The sequence below is a fragment of the Ralstonia sp. AU12-08 genome (genome assembly GCF_000442475.1).
GTDB classification, from domain to species: Bacteria; Pseudomonadota; Gammaproteobacteria; order Burkholderiales; family Burkholderiaceae; genus Ralstonia; species Ralstonia insidiosa.
The window spans coordinates 218,776-235,369 of the sequence record NZ_ASZV01000046.1 but is presented as its reverse complement, the minus strand read 5'-3'; the positions used below and the strand labels follow the sequence as shown (position 1 = coordinate 235,369).

Here is a 16,594-nt window from a genome sequence, read left to right as displayed (position 1 = left end):
GCGATGACGCCGCCGTCACACGCCGATGATTCCTCAGGAATTGAACGATGAATGCCGCATTGCTTGTCGTCCGAAGCGCGGGGCCACTGCGTTAACATGCCTGCATCCGCACTTGGCGCACGCACGTGTGCCCCACTCTGCCCCCGCCCAATGGCCCGAATTCGCTCGACCCGTTTGCCGTACCTGTCGCGCTGCGCACTTGCCTGCGCAACCCTCCTCACCCTCGCGGCTACGCCCATCGCGCATGCCAAGAAGCCCAAAGCCCAGGTGGCCCACGCAACTTCCGCCGCCACCGCAGCACAGAAGCGTCAGGCCGCACGCAATCCCGCCGGGTTGCCCGCCAATGTGGCGCTGGCATTTGCCCGAGCGCATATTCCGCTCGATGCGGTGAGCGTGTTCGTGATCCGCACCGGCACCGCCAACCCCATCCTGCAGTGGAACGCCGATGCGGGCATGAACCCGGCGTCGACCATGAAGCTGCTGACCACCTTTGCCGGGTTGGATCTGCTGGGCCCCGACTTCCGCTGGAAGACTACGGCCTATGCCGACAACCAGCCAATCAACGGCACGCTCAACGGCAACCTCTATCTGCGCGGCCAGGGCGATCCGAAGCTGATTCCCGAAGAGCTGGTCAAACTGGTGAGCGACGTGCGCCGCGCCGGCGTGGATGAACTCGCCGGCAACATCGTGCTGGACCGCACGTATTTCGAGAACGGCCTGTCTGAAGCGCCACCGCTCGATGGCGACAGCGGACGTGCCTACAACGTGGCACCCGATGCGCTGCTGTATTCGTTCAAGACGCTCACCTTCACGCTCACGCCGGACGCCGGCAACGGCGCGGTCAACATCGACGTATCGCCGCCGCTCGCGCAGCTGCAGATCGACAACCAGTTACGCACCACGCGTGGCGGCTGCGGCGACTGGAAGACGGCCTCCGGCGCCAACATCACCACGCAGACCGACGGCCACGTGCTCGCCAGCTTCGGCGGTCGCTATGCTGCCGCCTGTGGAGAACGCGTCTATAACATCGCCGCGCTCACGCATGCCGACTTCATCTGGGGCGGCTTCCTGGCGCTGTGGCAGCAGGCGGGCGGCACGACACGCTTCACGCCCGGCCTGCGCGAAGGCAAGGTGCCGCGCCAGGCTGTACTGCTCGCCACGCACTACGGCCCCACGCTGGCAGAAGTCGTGCACGACATCGACAAGTATTCGAACAACGTGATGGCGCGCCAGCTCTTCCTCACCATTGGTGCGGAGATCGGCCGCAAGCCTGCCTCGGTTCCGCAATCGACCGAGGTCATCAACCGCTGGCTAGCCAAGCAAAACCTGACGATGCCGGAGCTGGTGCTGGAGAACGGCTCGGGCCTGTCGCGCACGGAACGCATCAGTGCGCGCAACATGGGGCGCCTGCTGCAACAGGCCGATGCCAACCCGAACGGCGGCATCCTGCGCGACGCGCTACCCGTGGTGGGCGTGGACGGCACCATGCGCAACCGCCTCACGCGCGCCGGCGTGGCCGGCAACGCCGAGATCAAGACCGGCACGCTCAACGATGTGCGCGCCATCGCCGGCTATGTGGAAGGCGAAAATGGCGAGCGCTTCGTTGTCGTCAGCATGATCAACCACCCGAACGCGAGCGGCGGCCAGGCTGCACACGACGCGCTGCTGCAATGGATCTACCAGGGCGCGCCACGATGATGCAGTCGAACCCACGCGCGGCAATTCTCGGCATCACCGGCACCTCGGGCAGCGGCAAGACCACGCTCGTCGAGCAGCTCATCGCACGCTTCGTGCGCGATGGGCGCCGCGTGGCCGCCGTCAAGCACACGCATCACGGCTTCGATCTCGACACGCCGGGCAAGGATTCGCACCGCATGCGCTCGGCCGGCAGCGCCGAGGTGGTGCTGGTGGGCGGCGAGCGCCTCGTTCTCATGCGCGAATTTGCCCCGGCACAAGAGCCTGAGTTGGCCGACGTGCTGGCACTGCTGTCCCCCGAGACCGACGTGGTGATCGTGGAGGGCTACAAGCGCAGCACGTTCCCGAAGATCGAGGTGTTCCGCCCTTCGCTGGGCCGTCCGCCGCTGTGGCCGGAAATTGGTGGCGTGGTCGCGGTGGCGACAGATGCCACCGATGGCGTGCAAGTGCCGGCAGGCATTGCCGTGCTCGACCTCAACGATGTCGATGCGGTGTACCGGTTTGCCGTGCAGCAGATTGCAAAAGCATCCACATGAAGCACTCTTAACATCTGCGCGAAGCAGCTTGGCTATGATGGGGCGTTGCAATTTGCGCCAGCCCCCCTCCCAACAATATGCTTTCCCGTCTGTCAGCCGCGCTTCTTGGCGCGGCATTTTTTTGCTCTGCCGTACCTGCTGCCGCGCGTGATTGGATCGCCCCGACAGCCACGCTCGGCCGCGGCGCACAGGTCCATCAGTTCGTGCTGACCGATCCCTCGACCGGCAAGCCGATGCCCAACGTGCGTTACCGCCTATTCCTACCGGGCCACACCATCGCCGGCAAACCGCCCAAGAAAGACGAAAACGATAGCGTGATCTTCGGCACCACCGATGGTGCGGGGCGCACGGTCAAAGTCCGCCTGCCCAAGCGCTACCCGGCCGCTCGCTGGATACTCAACCCGGTCATCGGCCAGGGTGAATTTGGCGAATCCTTCCATCTGGTCGGCACGTCCAGCAGCGACCCGATGGGCGGTTACCCGTACCTGCTGGATGTGACAGACGAATACCTGATCTGCGGCCGTGCCAATGCGGGAGGTTATTCGTACTACGCACAGTCACGCGAGTCGCGCACAGTCCAGCTCGATATCGACATGCAGTTCACGCCCGAGGACTACGCCTGGTGCGCAGGCCCGGGCAGAGCCATCGCCAATGCGGACGCGGCGCAAAGCCCGTCGGCGCTCTATACGCAATACCTCGGTGCGCTGACTGCCAACGGCACCACGCTCAGCGAAGGTTTTCAGAACCGCCTTGCGCGCAAGCTGATTTCGCTGGCGATCGCCGAGCGCAACCTCGAACACATCGACTACGCGCTCGATCTGCGCCCGGTGCCGGAAGACAAGCTCAACGGCTACGGCTATGACCTCGCCGACGCGGGGCTGCGTGTGGAGCGTGGCCTGTCCATGATCGAAGCCTATCTGGCACAACACCCAGACGACCCGTTCGCGCTCGACAGCAAGGGCTGGGCGCTTTACCGGCTGGGCCACAGTGAAGAGGCGCTCACGTGGCTCGACCGTTCCATCGCTATCTTCAACCAGCCGGATGGCAGCTACGGCGTCAGCGACGACGCGGTGCGCAATGCGCGCGCGGAAGGTCTCGCACACAAGGGCGAAGTGCTGTGGAGACTCGGCCGCACTGACGAAGCACAGGAGGCCTTCAAGCAGGGCCTCGCGATCTGGCCGAAGAGCGATGCGCTGCAGGCAACACTGGCACGCCTGGCGGTAACGTTACCCACGCCAACCGCGCAGTAAGCCTGCCCACGCGTCATCGCCACAAACAAAAACGCCCGCTTGCGCGGGCGTTTTGCTTACATCGGGACTAGCCGGATCAGTGCATCAGGCTGTCCGCCAACAGGCGTTGCAGCACGTTGCTGGCGATCAGGCGATGGCCGCCCGTGGTCGGGTGCACACCATCGGCAAACAGGTAGGACTGATCCGCCCCCGCTGCCACCAGCGTGTTGGCCGAGCAGAACAGCGAGCTGCCGCCAGCGCCCGGCACCAGTGCGTTGATCTTGGTCGCGTCGCAAGCCGGCGTACTGGTGTTGCTGAAGCCAAACTGCGTGCCGTTCTGGATTACGGCGGTCAGTTGCGAGTTGAAGTCGATCACGCGCGCGGTGGTGCCCGCCAGGCCGGTTTGCAGCGTGGTGTTGAACACGCCCACCAGTGCATGCAGCAGAGCCTGGCCTTGCGGGCCGCTCGACACGCCCTGCGGCGTCAGGCTGCTGTCGGGCAGGTTGAACACGTAGAGCTGCGTCGCGTTCTTGCTGATCATGTCCTTGATGTAGCCGACCAGATCGGTCGCGGCCTGCTGCACCTGTGCGGTAGCGATGGCCGGCGTTATCACGACACCGCCGGGGCCAGTTTGGCCCACCGCCGCTGCCCAATAGAAGATGTCGTTGTTGCCACCAAACACGAACACCACGTCGCCGCTACCGTTGAACGTGTTGCTGCTGGCCGCGTAGAAGTTGGCGAGCTGCTGCTTGACCGGATAGGTCAGCGCGCCTGCGCCGCCGTTGTGGCCGATCCCATTCGGGTCGGTCACACGCGAACCGCCTTGCGCATAGTCGAAGCAGCCGGGTTTCGGGCAGGTCTGCACCTGGTTTGCGTAACCCATCACCGCCGGCGTAAGTGCCACGCCCAGTTGCGATGCCACGGTTTCCGCCCACACCGGACCAGGGTTGGTGGTGAACCTGCCGCCACCTAATGCTGCCGCGGCGGGCGTGTAGGTACCAGCGTCGCTCAGGCTGTCGCCGAACACCACCATGCGCTGAACCTTGGGGTTGCCGCTATTGCTGCTACCGCTCTGATCGGATTCGCCGCCGCAAGCGGTCAGGCCCAAGGCGAGGGCTGCCGATGCGAGCCCCATCCATTGACGCAACTTCATGGTCTGTCTCCCGTGTGGAATTTTTATGATGTGTAGGGTGCGTTGTCCGCGCACGTTTGAAGCACGCGGAACGACACAACGACCAAGTGTAGCGAGGTTGCCGGGCGCACGGCGAACGCGTGCCCCGTAAGAATTAGAGGCTCGTCTCGAACGCGGCGGCGGCGCGACGCAGGCGATCGTTAACGGCCGCCCAGGCGGGCGTATCGGCTAGGGTTTCTACCCAGATGGCGTCGTACCCGCCGCGATCGAGCTCGCGCAGCAGCGCATACAGCGCGTTGGCGTAGGCCGCCGGCGTGGCGGGTGCGGCTTGCTGGTCGCAGCCGGCCGGCAATGCCATGGGGGCACCCAGCCAGACGATGCGCTTGCCGGGTTGCAACGCTGCCAGACGTACGGGCACTTCGGCAGCGGAAAGCAGATACAGCGGCGTGCGCGGTGCGTAGTGCGCCTTCAGCGTACCGGAGGCACGCGGTGCTGCGGCATCCGGCAGTGCGGGCACCTCGCCGGTCACGCGCTCGATGTCTTCGGGGGTGATGGCACCGGGGCGCAGCAGCACCGGGCCGATGCCCTGGTCCAGGCGCGAGAGATCGACAATGGTGGATTCAATGCCCACGTCAACGCCGTCACCTTCGAGCACGAACACGGCATCGCCGAATTCATCACGCACATGCTGTGCGGTGGTGGGGCTGACCTGGCCGAACTTGTTGGCCGAGGGTGCCGCGATGCCACCGCGTCCGCGCTTGAACCGCGAGAGCAGCGCCTGCGCCACCGGATGCGACGGGCAACGCAGCCCGATGCTGTCCTGCCCACCCGCTACGGCAGCCGGAATGTGCGGCGCGCGTTTCAGAATGAGCGTGAGTGGCCCCGGCCAGAAGGCTTCGATGAGTTGAAGCCCGATGCCGGGTACATCGTCGGACCAGTAGGAGATGTCCGCACCATCGACCACGTGCACGATCACCGGATGGTTGGATGGCCGACCCTTGGCCGCGTAGATCTTGGCGATGGCCTGCGGGTTTTCGGCATCGGCGCCGAGGCCGTAGACTGTCTCGGTCGGGAAGGCGACCAGCTCGCCCGCCTCCAGCTTGCGTGCGGCCTCATCGAGGCGCTCGCGCGAAGGCATGACGTAGGGCGTGGTCGACTTGTGCATGGTGATGCTCGCGATCAATCCGGCTGCAGGCCGAGCACATGCGCGGCGTGACGGAAGGCTTCATCCACCACTTCAGGCGACGTGCCGACGCAGTTCACGTGACCCATCTTTCGGCCCGGGCGCGCATCGGCCTTGCCGTACAGGTGGACCTTGGCGCCGCTGTGGCCCATGACCTCGTGCCACGCAGGCGTACGTTCCAGACCGTATTCGAACCACACATCGCCCAGCACATTGAGCATGCGCCCCGGCGAGTGCTGGCGCGTGCTGCCCAGCGGCAGGCGGGCCATGGCGCGCACCTGCTGCTCGAACTGGCTGGTCTCGCATACATCCATGGTGATGTGGCCGGAGTTGTGCGGGCGCGGTGCCATCTCGTTGGCGATCAGCGAGCCATCCTGCAGCACGAAAAACTCGATGCACAGCACGCCGACGTAGCCCATCTCTTCCGCGATCATCGCGGCAGCGGCACGCGTGCGCGTGGCAATGTCGTCCGACACGCTACGCGACGGCATGATCGTCGAGAACAAAATACCGTCACGATGCTCGTTCTCGGCCAGCGGCCAGGTGGCGGTGGAGCCGTCGGCGGCACGGGCGGCCAGCACGGACACCTCGTACGCCAGCGGCAGCATCTTCTCCAGCACGCACGGCACGTGCTGCATGGCGCCCCAGGCAGCGCGCAGCTCGTCGATGGTGGAGACGCGCGCTTGGCCCTTGCCGTCATAGCCCATGCGGGCAATCTTCAGAATGCCGGGCAGGATGTCGGCGGGTAGCTGCTCGATGTCGGCTTCGTGCTCGATCACCCAGCTCGGTGCCGGGTGGATGCCGGTGCGGGCGGCGCACAGCGCGAAGAACTTTTTCTCGGCGATGCGGTTTTGCGCGATCGACACGCAGTTGGCGCGCGGCGCAACGAATGCGCCGAGTTGCTCCAGGCGGTCCAGCGCCTGTGCGGGCACGTTCTCGAATTCGGTGGTGACGGCCGGGCACAGCGCCGCCATTTCGGCCAGCGCGGCCTCGTCCGTATAACCGGCACAGATGTGGCGCTCGGCAATGGTGCCGGCCGGGCTGTTCGGATCCGGATCCAGCACGCAAACCTTGTAGCCCATCGCTTGCGCAGCGTGCGCGAACATGCGGCCAAGCTGGCCGCCGCCGAGCATGCCCAACCAAGCATCAGGCAGGATGGCGTTGGGAACGTTCAGCGCGCGGGATTCCGCAGTGTGGGCTTGCGCCAGGCGCGGGTTCAGGTCGTCGGCCATAAATGGGGTCGTCTGTTGCTTAGGCACCTCAGGCCCCGTGCACGGGCAGCGTCATGCCGCGCGCCACTTCGGTCTGCTGTGCGCGGAAGGCTTCGAGCTTGTCGGCCAGTGCCGTGTCGGTAGTCGCGATGGTGGCGATGGCCGCGAGCGCCGCATTGGCCGCACCCGCTTCACCGATGGCAAATGTCGACACCGGAATGCCCTTGGGCATCTGCACGATGGAGAGCAGCGAATCTTCGCCGCGCAGGTACTTGGACGGCACCGGCACACCGAACACCGGCACGATGGTCTTGGCGGCGATCATGCCCGGCAGGTGCGCTGCCCCGCCAGCGCCGGCGATGATGGCGCGCAAACCCCGGCCGCGGGCGGCTTCGGCGTAGCGGAACATGTCGTCCGGCATGCGGTGTGCCGAGACAACCTGCGCCTCGAACGGAATGCCGAACTGGGTGAGCATGTCCACGGCGTGGCGCATGATTTCCCAGTCGGAACTGGAGCCCATCACCACGCCAACGAGCGGAGCAGATTGTGCAGTCATCGTCATCGCTCCGGTTTAACGCAGGGACTGACCGGTCAGGCGGGTCAGCGCCTCGCGGTATTTGTCGGCGGTCTTTTCGATCACGTCGGCGGGCAGTTCCGGTGCCGGCGCGGTCTTCGGCCACGGTTTGCCGTCGATGCGCACGGCTTCGAGCCAGTCGCGCACGAATTGCTTGTCGAACGACGGCGGGTTGGTGCCCACCTGATACGAATCGGCCGGCCAGAAACGCGACGAATCGGCGGTGAGCGCTTCGTCCATCAGCGTGAGGGTACCGTTCTCGTCCAGGCCGAACTCGAACTTGGTGTCAGCAATGATGATGCCGCGCGTGGCGGCAAAGTCAGACGCTTCCTTGTACAGGCGGATGCTCACGTCGCGGATCTGCGCGGCGAGGTCCGGGCCGATGCGGCGCTCGACTTCATCGAAGGAGATGTTCTCGTCATGCTCACCCATCTCGGCCTTGGCGGCGGGGGTGAAGATCGGCTCGGGCAGCTTCTGCGCGTTCTGCAGGCCGGGGGCCAACTGCACACCGCACACAGCGCCGGTGGCTTGGTAGTCCTTCCAGCCGCTGCCGGCCAGGTAGCCGCGCACCACAGCTTCCACCAGGATCGGCTTCAGGCGCTTGACCACGATGGCGCGGCCGCGCACCTGGTCGACTTCGTTCGGGGCCACCACGGTTTCCGGCGCGATGCCCGTTTCGTGCGTCGGCACGATGTGGCGCAGCTTGTTGAACCAGAAGTCCGACATCTGCGCGAGCACCTTGCCCTTGTCCGGAATCGGCTGACCGAGGATCACGTCAAACGCCGACAGGCGGTCGGTGGTGACCATCAGCAGCTTGTCGTCGCCGACGGCGTAGTTCTCGCGCACCTTGCCACGGCCGAGCAACGGCAGGCTGGTGATCGACGATTCGTAAAGGGCGGAGGATGCGGCGGGGGTAGCGGACACGACGGAACCCAGTGGAGGATGAGAAAACGTGGAAGGCCAGCATTATACGTGGCCTGTGCAATGCAAAACGGCTGGCGCAATGCCAGCCGTTTGCCAGATGTGACGTGAAATGCTTATTGCACCACTTGCGCCAGCTTGCCGTTTGCGTAGTCAGCCGCCATCACCGACATACCCACCGGCTTGATCTTGCCAGCCTGGCCTTCACAGCCGAACTGGATGTAGCGGGCCTTGCAGACTTGCTTGGCAGCCTCGCGCGCCGGCTTGAGCCATTCGCGGGCGTCGAACTTGTCCGGGTTCTCGGCCAGGAACTTGCGCACCGCACCGGTCATCGCCAGGCGAATATCGGTGTCGATATTGATCTTGCGCACGCCGTACTTGATGGCTTCCTGGATCTCTTCGACCGGCACGCCGTAGGTTTCCTTCATCTTGCCGCCGTACTGGTTGATGATGGCCAGCAGCTCTTGCGGCACGGAGGACGAGCCGTGCATCACTAGGTGGGTGTTCGGGATACGCGCGTGGATTTCCTTCACGCGGCTGATCGCCAGGATGTCGCCCGTGGGCTTGCGCGAGAACTTGTACGCGCCGTGGCTCGTGCCGATGGCGATGGCCAGTGCGTCGAGTTGGGTCGCCTTGACGAACTGGGCAGCCTCTTCCGGATCGGTCAGCAGCGACGAGTGGTCGAGTACACCCTCTGCGCCAATGCCGTCTTCCTCGCCAGCCATGCCGGTTTCCAACGAGCCCAGGCAGCCGAGTTCGCCTTCCACGGTCACGCCAACCTTGTGGGCCATTTCCACCACGCGGCGCGTCACGTCGACGTTGTAGTCGAAGTCGGCCGGGGTCTTGCCGTCTTCACGCAGCGAGCCGTCCATCATGACGGAGCCGAAGCCCAGGTCGATGGCGCCTTGGCAGATCGCCGGGCTTTGGCCGTGATCCTGGTGCATCACCAGCGGAATCTCCGGGTAGGCTTCAACAGCCGCCTGGATCAGGTGCTTGATGAAGGACTCGCCGGCATATTTGCGGGCGCCTGCGCTGGCTTGCAGGATGACCGGCGCGCCGGTTTCCTTGGCGGCTTCCATCACGGCCTGGACTTGCTCCAGGTTGTTCACGTTGAATGCCGGCAGGCCGTAGCCGTTTTCGGCGGCGTGGTCCAGCAGTTGGCGCATGGAAACGAGTGGCATGGTTTTCTCCTATGGGTCGATCTGTATTCGGTTCTCAGGCACACCGTAGCAACCGGTGTTCCCTCGTGCAGGACATGCAGAACGTCAATGCATGCCCACGCGGACAATCTTGAGTGTGTTGGTGCCGCCCGCCTGCCCCATCGGCTCGCCGACGGTCAGGACGATGAAGTCGCCGCGTTGCACAACGCCGCGCGCAACCAGCAGTTCTTCCGCCTGATGCAACGCCTCGTCACGGTCGGAGCTGGTGGCCATCGGCAGCGCCTGCACATTGCGGTACAGCGCCATCTTGCGTTGCGAGCCCACATTGGGCGTCATCGCATAGATCGGCACGTTGATGCCGTGGCGGCTCATCCACAGGGCGGTGGCGCCGGAATCGGTCAGTGCGGCAATCGCCTTCACCTGTAAATGGTAGGCCGTGAACAGCGCCCCCATGGCGATCGATTGGTCGATGCGGCTGAAAGTCTGCTCAAGGAAATCCGTATCCAGGTGCACCGGCTGCGACTTCTCGGCTTCCACGCAGATGGCTGCCATGGCTTCGATGGTCTCGACCGGATAGCGGCCGGCGGCGGTCTCGGCGGAGAGCATCACCGCATCGGTGCCGTCGAGCACGGCGTTGGCGACGTCCGACACCTCGGCGCGCGTCGGCACCGGGTTGACGATCATCGACTCCATCATCTGCGTGGCGGTGATGGTCAGCTTGTTGGCTTCGCGCGCGAGCTTGATCATGCGCTTCTGCAGCGCCGGTACCGCCGCGTTGCCCACCTCCACCGCCAAGTCGCCACGGGCAACCATGATGCCGTCGGACGCGGCCAGGATCTCTTCGAGCACACCCGGACGGATGGCTTCGGCGCGCTCGATCTTGGCGATCATGCGCGGCTTGTGGTTGTGCGGTGCGCCGGCCACCACGGCCAGTTGGCGCGCCATTTCCATGTCGGTGGCGTTCTTGGGGAAGCTGACCGCAACGTAGTCGGCGCCCAGCGCCATCGCGGTCTTGATGTCTTCCATGTCCTTGGCGGTCAACGCCGGGGCCGACAGCCCACCTCCCTGGCGGTTGATGCCCTTGTTGTTGGACAGCTCGCCGCCGATCTTGACGATGGTTTCGATCTCTTCGCCCACCACGCGCTCGACCTGCAGCACGATCAGGCCATCGTTGAGCAGCAGCAGATCGCCAGGACCAACGTCGCGCGGCAGTTCCTTGTAGTCGAGGCCGGCGCGCTCCTGGTTGCCCAGTTCGCAACGCGCATCCAGCGTGAAGCGGTCGCCCGGGTTCAGCGTGATCTTGCCGTTCTCGAACTTGCCGACGCGGATTTTCGGGCCCTGCAGGTCGGCCATGATGGCCACTTCGCGGCCCACCGAGCGCGCCACCTCACGCACGAGCTGCGCGCGGTCGATGTGATCCTGCGCGGTGCCGTGCGAGAAGTTCAACCGCACCACGTCCACCCCCGCCGAGATCATGCGGGTCAGGACTTCCTGCGTGCTGGACGCGGGGCCGAGCGTGGCGACGATCTTGGTAGCGCGGGTCATGGGCGGTGTCTCGTTGGTGTTGTGGGGTAACGCGAAGTCAAGCGCAATCAGGCCGTGGTTGCCTGGTTCTGTGCGCGCTGCTCGAGGATCTCCACGGCCGGCAGTGTCTTGCCTTCCAGGAACTCCAGGAACGCACCGCCGCCGGTGGAGATATAGCCCACCTTGTCGGCGATGTTGTACTTGGCGATGGCAGCCAGCGTGTCGCCGCCACCTGCAATCGAGAAGCCCGACGAGGCAGCGATGGCCTCGGCCAGCACCTTGGTGCCGTTGCCGAACTGGTCGAACTCGAACACGCCGACCGGGCCGTTCCACACGATGGTGCCGGCGGCCTTGAGCTGGTCAGCCAACATGGCAGCCGTCTTCGGGCCAATGTCGAGGATCATGTCGTCGTCCGCCACGTCCTTTGCGTCCTTGACGGTGGCCGCCGCGGTTGCGCTGAATTCCTTGGCGCAGACCACATCAACGGGAATGGGCACCGACGCACCGCGCGCGGCCATCGCGTCGATGATGGCTTTGGCGTCGCCCACCAGATCGGCTTCGGCCAGCGACTTGCCGATCTTCAGGCCGGCAGCCAGCATGAACGTGTTGGCGATGCCGCCACCGACGATCAGGTTGTCCACCTTGTCGGCCAGCGACTTCAGGATGGTCAGCTTGGTCGACACCTTGGAGCCCGCCACGATGGCCACCAGCGGGCGTGCCGGCTGCCCCAGTGCCTTGCCCAGCGCATCCAGTTCAGCGGCCAGCAGCGGGCCGGCGCAGGCGATCGGGGCGAACTTGGCGATGCCGTGGGTGGTGGCTTCCGCGCGGTGGGCGGTGCCGAAGGCGTCGTTGACGTAGACGTCGCACAGCTTGGCCATCTTCTGGGCCAGTTCGTCGCTGTTCTTCTTTTCGCCCTTGTTCACGCGGCAGTTTTCCAGCAGCACGACCTGGCCGGGTGCCACTTCCACACCGTCGACCCAGTTCTGCACCAGCTTCACATCACGGCCCAGCAGTTCCGCCAGGCGCTTGGCAACCGGCGCCAGCGAGTCTTCCGGCTTGAATTCGCCCTCGGTCGGGCGGCCCAGGTGCGACGTGACCATCACGGCAGCACCGGCGCCCAGCGCGGCTTCGATGGCCGGTACAGAAGCGCGGATGCGGGTGTCTTCAGTGATGTTGCCGGCGTCGTCTTGCGGCACGTTGAGGTCGGCGCGGATAAACACGCGCTTGCCGGCAAGCTTGCCTTCGGAGATGAGATCGGACAGACGCAGAACGTGAGGCATGGCGGCAACAGGAGGAATCACGGAAAACGACGATTTTACCTGATCACCCTTGCACCCTTGCCGTAAAACGGACGAACGAAACCCCGAATCCCCTGACTAGGGGAGCGTGCCTAGCTTCACAAGCCTCCACAAAGCTAAAATGTGCGCGCCAATAAACATAAATACGTCGGGAGTTTTCCATGAGCCAAGCGCCAATCCTGGGCCGCGCCACGCTGGCGGCCGCCTTGACCACCCTATTGCTGACCGCTTGCGGCGGCGGCGATGGTGGCGCCACCAGCACCACATCAAGCACCCAGCCGGACGGCGGATCGACCGGCACCCCCAGTTCGCCCACCACGCCGGCCGCCGGCCCACTCGCGCTGAACAAGCTGGAGTTTGCGCAGACCCACGTGCTGCCCGAGGGCGGCCTCACCTGGACGCTGCCGAACACCACCGGCACGCTGCAACTCACGGGTAATCGGGGGGCGCTGGCGCTGGTGTCAATCGGCCAGGCAGACGTGCAGCAACCGAAGCTGGAAGCCTGGCGCAACGGCACGCTGGTCGGCAGCCTGGCGCTGAATGCGCCCGCCGCCCTGCCGCCTACGGAATCTGCCGGCCGCCCCTACGCAACCGACCGCTGGAGCGTGACCGTACCTGCCGCGTGGATGGTGTCCGGCACGGCGTTCCGCGTATCGGCAGCCAACTACACCGCCAGCACCAGCCACACACCCAGCTTCGGCACCAACGCCGACATCACGCTGCGTGTCCTGCCGTTCTACCTCTTCGGCGCGAACGATTCGAATACGACGCCGCTGTCGACCGTCAAGGCGCCGGACGCCGTGACGCAGCAGGAGATCTTCGCCAAGTGGCCGGTCTCGGCATTGACGGCAGCCAATCACCCGATCGGGCGCGTGTCGTGGCCGAGCATGGTGATCGCGCCGCGTGCTGACAGCGCCAACGTAGCGCAGCCGGCCTATGTAGTCACGGCCATGAGCCAGCAGAAAGAAGGCTATGCGGTGATGAGCGCGGTGCTCAGTCTGATCCAGAGCCTGCGCAACGCCAACGGCGAAGGCCCGACCAACAACCAGTACTACGCGCCGATCCTGCCGGTCGACCCGGTGACGAACAAGCCAGTGTTCCTCGGCGGTGGCCTGGGTGGCGGCAACGCGGGCGTGGGCGACCAGAACTACACCGGCATCTTCATCCACGAGCAAGGCCACGCCTTCGGCTTGCCGCACGCGGGCGATGCCTATACCGCCGGCACGTATCCGTACGCGGGCGGCAGCCTGACGGGCTCGGTATGGGGCTACGACCCGAACAAGAACCAATTCCTGGACATCCGCGTGCCGACCACGGCCAGCAGCTACGCCAACTGTGCGAGCGGCCACCAGACCGATTCCGCCAACCGATGCATCAAGCAAGACCCGATGCAGGGCGGCGCGGGCGATCAATCGCCGGGCTACAAGTTCGCGACGTTCTCGGATTTCAATACGGGAAAGATGCAGGCCTGGCTGCAGAACCGCATCCTGGTCGACGCGGCTTCGCCCACCGGTTATAGCCAGTGGAATGCCACCACGCAGGCACGCGTGGCCTACACCCCCACGACCACCAGCAACGGCCTGTACGGCATCAACCAGAACCTGCCGACGCAGACCAACGTACCGGTCTACGCCATCGCCATCACGTTGAGCCGCGCAGGCACGGCGGGTGTCTCGCAGATCTATCCGCCGTTGCCGTTCACGGGCAACCTGATCCAGACGTTTGACCCGATCAGCGCGGCAGACCGCGCCGCCATCGTGCCCAACACCGGCACGTATGCGTGGTACTGCCACGCCAGCGGCTGCGACTACACCGTGCGCGTGACCTACGCCGACAACTCGCAGATCACGCGTGTGCTGCAAGGCGGCTTCCGCCCGTGGTTCAGCCCGACCGGCACACCCGCCGCCAGCACAACGGACCCGACCAGCAGCGACAGCTTCAAGCTGTGGACCATCAACGTGCCCGGCGACAAGGCCATCACCAGGGTGGAACTGCTGGATACGCCGATGGCGTGGAACGGCGTGCCCGCCACGCCGACGGTGCTACTTAGCCGGTAACACCTGAGGGCGCCGCTGCAGACGCAGCGCGCTCTCGGCACTGTAGACCACCAAGCCGATCCAGATCAGCACATAGCCCGCCACCTTCGGCCCGGCAAACGGCTCGTTGTAGAGCCACACACCCAGCAGCAACTGCAGCGTGGGGCTCACGTACTGCAGCAACCCCAGCAGCGAAAGCGGAATGCGCCGCGCCCCGGCGCCGAACAGCAGCAGCGGCAACGCCGTCAGCGGGCCGGCCAGCGCCAGCAGCAACTGCATGCCGGGCGACGCAGCCAGGAAAGCGTTCTGCTGCTGCGCGGCCAGCCAGCCCAGATAGGCCAGCGCCAGCGGAAACAGCAGCAGCGTCTCCAGCGTCAGCCCCTCCAGCGCACCCAGCGGCGAGGTTTTGCGCAGCAGGCCATAGAAGCCGAACGAAAACGCCAGCGCCAGCGCAATCCACGGCAGCGTGCCGGCCTGCCAGGTCAGCCACGCCACCCCGGCCGCGGCCAGCGCCACCGATACCCACTGCACCGGCCGCAGCCGTTCGCCCAGCACCAGCGCGGCCAGCATCACCACGACAAGCGGGTTGATGAAGTAGCCCAGGCTCGCGTCGAGCACATGGTCATGGTTCACCGCCCAGATGTAGGTCAGCCAGTTGGCCGCCAGCAGTGCGGTGCTGGCCGCGTAGCGACCCACCACGCGCGGCTGCGTGCGCAGCGCCCACAACCACGCCCAGTGGCGCTTGACGAGCAGGATCACCACCATCACCACCAGTGACCAGATCACCCGGTGCGACAGGATCTCCACCGGCGACACGGCCTTAAGCAGCTTGAAGTACAGCGGAAACAGGCCCCACATCGTGTAGGCCAGAAACGCGAAGATCACGCCGTTGCGCGTGGAAACAGAGCCCGACACAGTCATCCCCAGAGACGCAGCACGGTGAACACGCCCATGCCGACGAAGATCATGCCCAGCATGCGCCGCGTCGCCACATAGAACGCGGTGGCCGCAACGCCAGCCATCAGGCGCGGGTTGGTCCAGGTCACATCAAAATGGCCCTGGTTCCAGAGCAGGTCGGGCAGCACGATGGCGATGAGCGCTGCGGCTGGCGCAAAGCGCAGCGCGTGCTGCAGGCGCATCGGCAGCGCAACCTTGTCGCCCACGATCAGGAACAGCGAGCGCGTGACGATCGTCACCACCGTCATCCCCGCGATGACCAGCCAGATCTCCAGCGCGCTCATGCGTCTTCTTCCTTGGGTGCGGCCTGCGCCGTGCGGCGGCGCTGCCATTGCAGGCGCGCGGCGGCCTCATCGGCGGCCAGGCCTGCAGCCATGGCGCCGGTGACGGCAATCACCAGGCTCAATCGATACGGCAGCTTGAAGGCAAGCAGCGCCAGCACCGCTGCCACGGCCACCGCCATGAGGGTGGCACGGCTCCGAATGGTCGACACCATGACAGGAATCAGCGCGAGCGTCCCGGCCAGCGCCAGGCCCCACGCGTCAGGAAACAGGCTCGCCGCGACGATGCCCAGGATGGACGATACCTGCCAGGCCACGAAGCTCAGCAGGACCATGCCCCAGTAGTACCCTTCCTTGCCTGCATCCGGCGCCGCGGAGGGATATTTCTGGGTGAACAGCACGAACGGCAGATCGCCGTTGAACACGCCCAGCACCACCCGCCGCACAAACGGCAGGTGCCCGAAATGCTGCGCAAGCCCCGCGCTGAAGATGATGAAGCGCACGTTGACGATGAACGCCGTCAGCAGCACCGTCCAGATCGGCAGCCCCGCAGCCAGCAGCGGCAGCACGGCCAGTTGCGACGACCCCGCATAGACAAAGATCGACATGCCGATCGCCTGCGGAATGGTCAGCACCGACTTGCTCATCGCCACGCCGGTCACCACGCCCCAGGTGAACACCGGCGGCAGCGACGGTGCGTAGGCGCGGATACCGGTGAAGAAACCAGCGCGCTCGGCAGGATCGATGGCCTGCCAGCGGCGTTGCAGTGCGGCGCCCCAGCGGACTAGTGCCATGACGCCCCCTCAAGCGGCGCATTCGTCTCTTTTTTATAGTCCGGCCAAAGGCTGCCGGCAGCG

15 protein-coding genes are annotated in these 16,594 nt (G+C 65.4%); 4 read left to right on the top strand and 11 right to left on the bottom strand.

Annotation, left to right across the window (positions count from 1 at the left end; genetic code table 11):
- The first annotated feature begins 150 nt into the window (after positions 1 to 150).
- The 3 genes from dacB to C404_RS51400 all read left to right on the top strand — a co-directional run bounded on the left by dacB (position 151) and on the right by C404_RS51400 (position 3,481).
- Entirely contained in the window at positions 151 to 1,698 is a 1,548-nt protein-coding gene (dacB, locus tag C404_RS51410; RefSeq protein ID WP_021196635.1) for a D-alanyl-D-alanine carboxypeptidase/D-alanyl-D-alanine endopeptidase, read from the top strand.
- Positions 1,671 to 2,231 carry a molybdopterin-guanine dinucleotide biosynthesis protein B gene (gene mobB / locus C404_RS51405; protein ID WP_232317408.1) on the top strand — a complete coding sequence of 187 codons (561 nt, stop codon included), beginning with the start codon at positions 1,671 to 1,673 and terminating at the stop codon, positions 2,229 to 2,231. Before dacB ends, mobB begins: the two co-directional genes overlap by 28 nt.
- A gap of 77 nt (positions 2,232 to 2,308) precedes the next feature.
- Positions 2,309 to 3,481 carry a tetratricopeptide repeat protein gene (locus C404_RS51400; RefSeq protein ID WP_021196633.1) on the top strand — a complete coding sequence of 391 codons (1,173 nt, stop codon included), beginning with the start codon at positions 2,309 to 2,311 and terminating at the stop codon, positions 3,479 to 3,481.
- A gap of 76 nt (positions 3,482 to 3,557) precedes the next feature.
- Here the strand turns inward: C404_RS51400 and C404_RS51395 are convergent, their stop codons facing one another.
- The 8 genes from C404_RS51395 to C404_RS51360 form a co-directional block, all read right to left on the bottom strand.
- Positions 3,558 to 4,613, bottom strand: coding sequence for an SGNH/GDSL hydrolase family protein (locus C404_RS51395; RefSeq protein WP_021196632.1), 1,056 nt, complete (start codon positions 4,611 to 4,613; stop codon positions 3,558 to 3,560).
- A gap of 133 nt (positions 4,614 to 4,746) precedes the next feature.
- Positions 4,747 to 5,757: an L-threonylcarbamoyladenylate synthase gene (locus C404_RS51390; RefSeq protein ID WP_031329888.1), complete on the bottom strand. Its 1,011-nt coding sequence runs from the start codon at positions 5,755 to 5,757 to the stop codon at positions 4,747 to 4,749.
- Between the two features lie 14 nt (positions 5,758 to 5,771).
- Positions 5,772 to 7,007 (bottom strand): 5-(carboxyamino)imidazole ribonucleotide synthase, encoded by a 1,236-nt coding sequence (locus tag C404_RS51385; protein WP_021196630.1) that lies wholly within the window; start codon positions 7,005 to 7,007, stop codon positions 5,772 to 5,774.
- A 28-nt stretch (positions 7,008 to 7,035) separates the two neighbouring features.
- Entirely contained in the window at positions 7,036 to 7,542 is a 507-nt protein-coding gene (gene purE, locus C404_RS51380) for a 5-(carboxyamino)imidazole ribonucleotide mutase (protein ID WP_031329887.1), read from the bottom strand.
- Between the two features lie 15 nt (positions 7,543 to 7,557).
- Complete coding sequence (locus tag C404_RS51375; RefSeq protein ID WP_031329886.1) at positions 7,558 to 8,484, bottom strand: phosphoribosylaminoimidazolesuccinocarboxamide synthase; 927 nt, start codon at positions 8,482 to 8,484, stop codon at positions 7,558 to 7,560.
- A 113-nt stretch (positions 8,485 to 8,597) separates the two neighbouring features.
- Complete coding sequence (fba, locus tag C404_RS51370) at positions 8,598 to 9,662, bottom strand: class II fructose-bisphosphate aldolase (protein ID WP_021196627.1); 1,065 nt, start codon at positions 9,660 to 9,662, stop codon at positions 8,598 to 8,600.
- A gap of 84 nt (positions 9,663 to 9,746) precedes the next feature.
- Positions 9,747 to 11,186, bottom strand: coding sequence for a pyruvate kinase (gene pyk, locus C404_RS51365; protein WP_021196626.1), 1,440 nt, complete (start codon positions 11,184 to 11,186; stop codon positions 9,747 to 9,749).
- Positions 11,187 to 11,233: 47 nt separating this feature from the next.
- Positions 11,234 to 12,445 carry a phosphoglycerate kinase gene (locus tag C404_RS51360; protein WP_021196625.1) on the bottom strand — a complete coding sequence of 404 codons (1,212 nt, stop codon included), beginning with the start codon at positions 12,443 to 12,445 and terminating at the stop codon, positions 11,234 to 11,236.
- 179 nt (positions 12,446 to 12,624) lie between these two features.
- On the opposite strand from C404_RS51360, the gene C404_RS51355 reads away from it, so the two are divergent.
- Positions 12,625 to 14,520 carry a M66 family metalloprotease gene (locus C404_RS51355; RefSeq protein ID WP_021196624.1) on the top strand — a complete coding sequence of 632 codons (1,896 nt, stop codon included), beginning with the start codon at positions 12,625 to 12,627 and terminating at the stop codon, positions 14,518 to 14,520.
- Here the strand turns inward: C404_RS51355 and rarD are convergent.
- Genes rarD through C404_RS51340 form a run of 3 tightly spaced genes read right to left on the bottom strand, consistent with a single transcriptional unit; the run spans position 14,506 to position 16,531 of the window.
- A complete protein-coding gene (gene rarD / locus C404_RS51350) occupies positions 14,506 to 15,420 on the bottom strand; it encodes an EamA family transporter RarD (protein WP_021196623.1) in 915 nt (304 codons plus the stop codon). The two genes, C404_RS51355 and rarD, sit on opposite strands and share 15 nt — an antisense overlap.
- Complete coding sequence (locus tag C404_RS51345; RefSeq protein WP_021196622.1) at positions 15,417 to 15,740, bottom strand: AzlD domain-containing protein; 324 nt, start codon at positions 15,738 to 15,740, stop codon at positions 15,417 to 15,419. The genes rarD and C404_RS51345 overlap by 4 nt, the downstream gene beginning before the upstream one ends.
- Positions 15,737 to 16,531, bottom strand: a complete 795-nt coding sequence (locus C404_RS51340) for an AzlC family ABC transporter permease (RefSeq protein WP_021196621.1) — start codon at positions 16,529 to 16,531, stop codon at positions 15,737 to 15,739. The genes C404_RS51345 and C404_RS51340 overlap by 4 nt, the downstream gene beginning before the upstream one ends.
- Positions 16,532 to 16,594 lie beyond the last annotated feature (63 nt).

Coding starts and splice junctions, on each gene's coding strand:
- dacB (WP_021196635.1), top strand. CDS start 151: ATGGCCCGAATTCGCTCGACCCGTTTGCCGTACCTGTCGCGCTGCGCA.
- mobB (WP_232317408.1), top strand. CDS start 1,671: ATGGATCTACCAGGGCGCGCCACGATGATGCAGTCGAACCCACGCGCG.
- C404_RS51400 (WP_021196633.1), top strand. CDS start 2,309: ATGCTTTCCCGTCTGTCAGCCGCGCTTCTTGGCGCGGCATTTTTTTGC.
- C404_RS51395 (WP_021196632.1), bottom strand. CDS start 4,613: ATGAAGTTGCGTCAATGGATGGGGCTCGCATCGGCAGCCCTCGCCTTG.
- C404_RS51390 (WP_031329888.1), bottom strand. CDS start 5,757: ATGCACAAGTCGACCACGCCCTACGTCATGCCTTCGCGCGAGCGCCTC.
- C404_RS51385 (WP_021196630.1), bottom strand. CDS start 7,007: ATGGCCGACGACCTGAACCCGCGCCTGGCGCAAGCCCACACTGCGGAA.
- purE (WP_031329887.1), bottom strand. CDS start 7,542: ATGACTGCACAATCTGCTCCGCTCGTTGGCGTGGTGATGGGCTCCAGT.
- fba (WP_021196627.1), bottom strand. CDS start 9,662: ATGCCACTCGTTTCCATGCGCCAACTGCTGGACCACGCCGCCGAAAAC.
- pyk (WP_021196626.1), bottom strand. CDS start 11,186: ATGACCCGCGCTACCAAGATCGTCGCCACGCTCGGCCCCGCGTCCAGC.
- C404_RS51360 (WP_021196625.1), bottom strand. CDS start 12,445: ATGCCTCACGTTCTGCGTCTGTCCGATCTCATCTCCGAAGGCAAGCTT.
- C404_RS51355 (WP_021196624.1), top strand. CDS start 12,625: ATGAGCCAAGCGCCAATCCTGGGCCGCGCCACGCTGGCGGCCGCCTTG.
- rarD (WP_021196623.1), bottom strand. CDS start 15,420: ATGACTGTGTCGGGCTCTGTTTCCACGCGCAACGGCGTGATCTTCGCG.
- C404_RS51345 (WP_021196622.1), bottom strand. CDS start 15,740: ATGAGCGCGCTGGAGATCTGGCTGGTCATCGCGGGGATGACGGTGGTG.
- C404_RS51340 (WP_021196621.1), bottom strand. CDS start 16,531: ATGGCACTAGTCCGCTGGGGCGCCGCACTGCAACGCCGCTGGCAGGCC.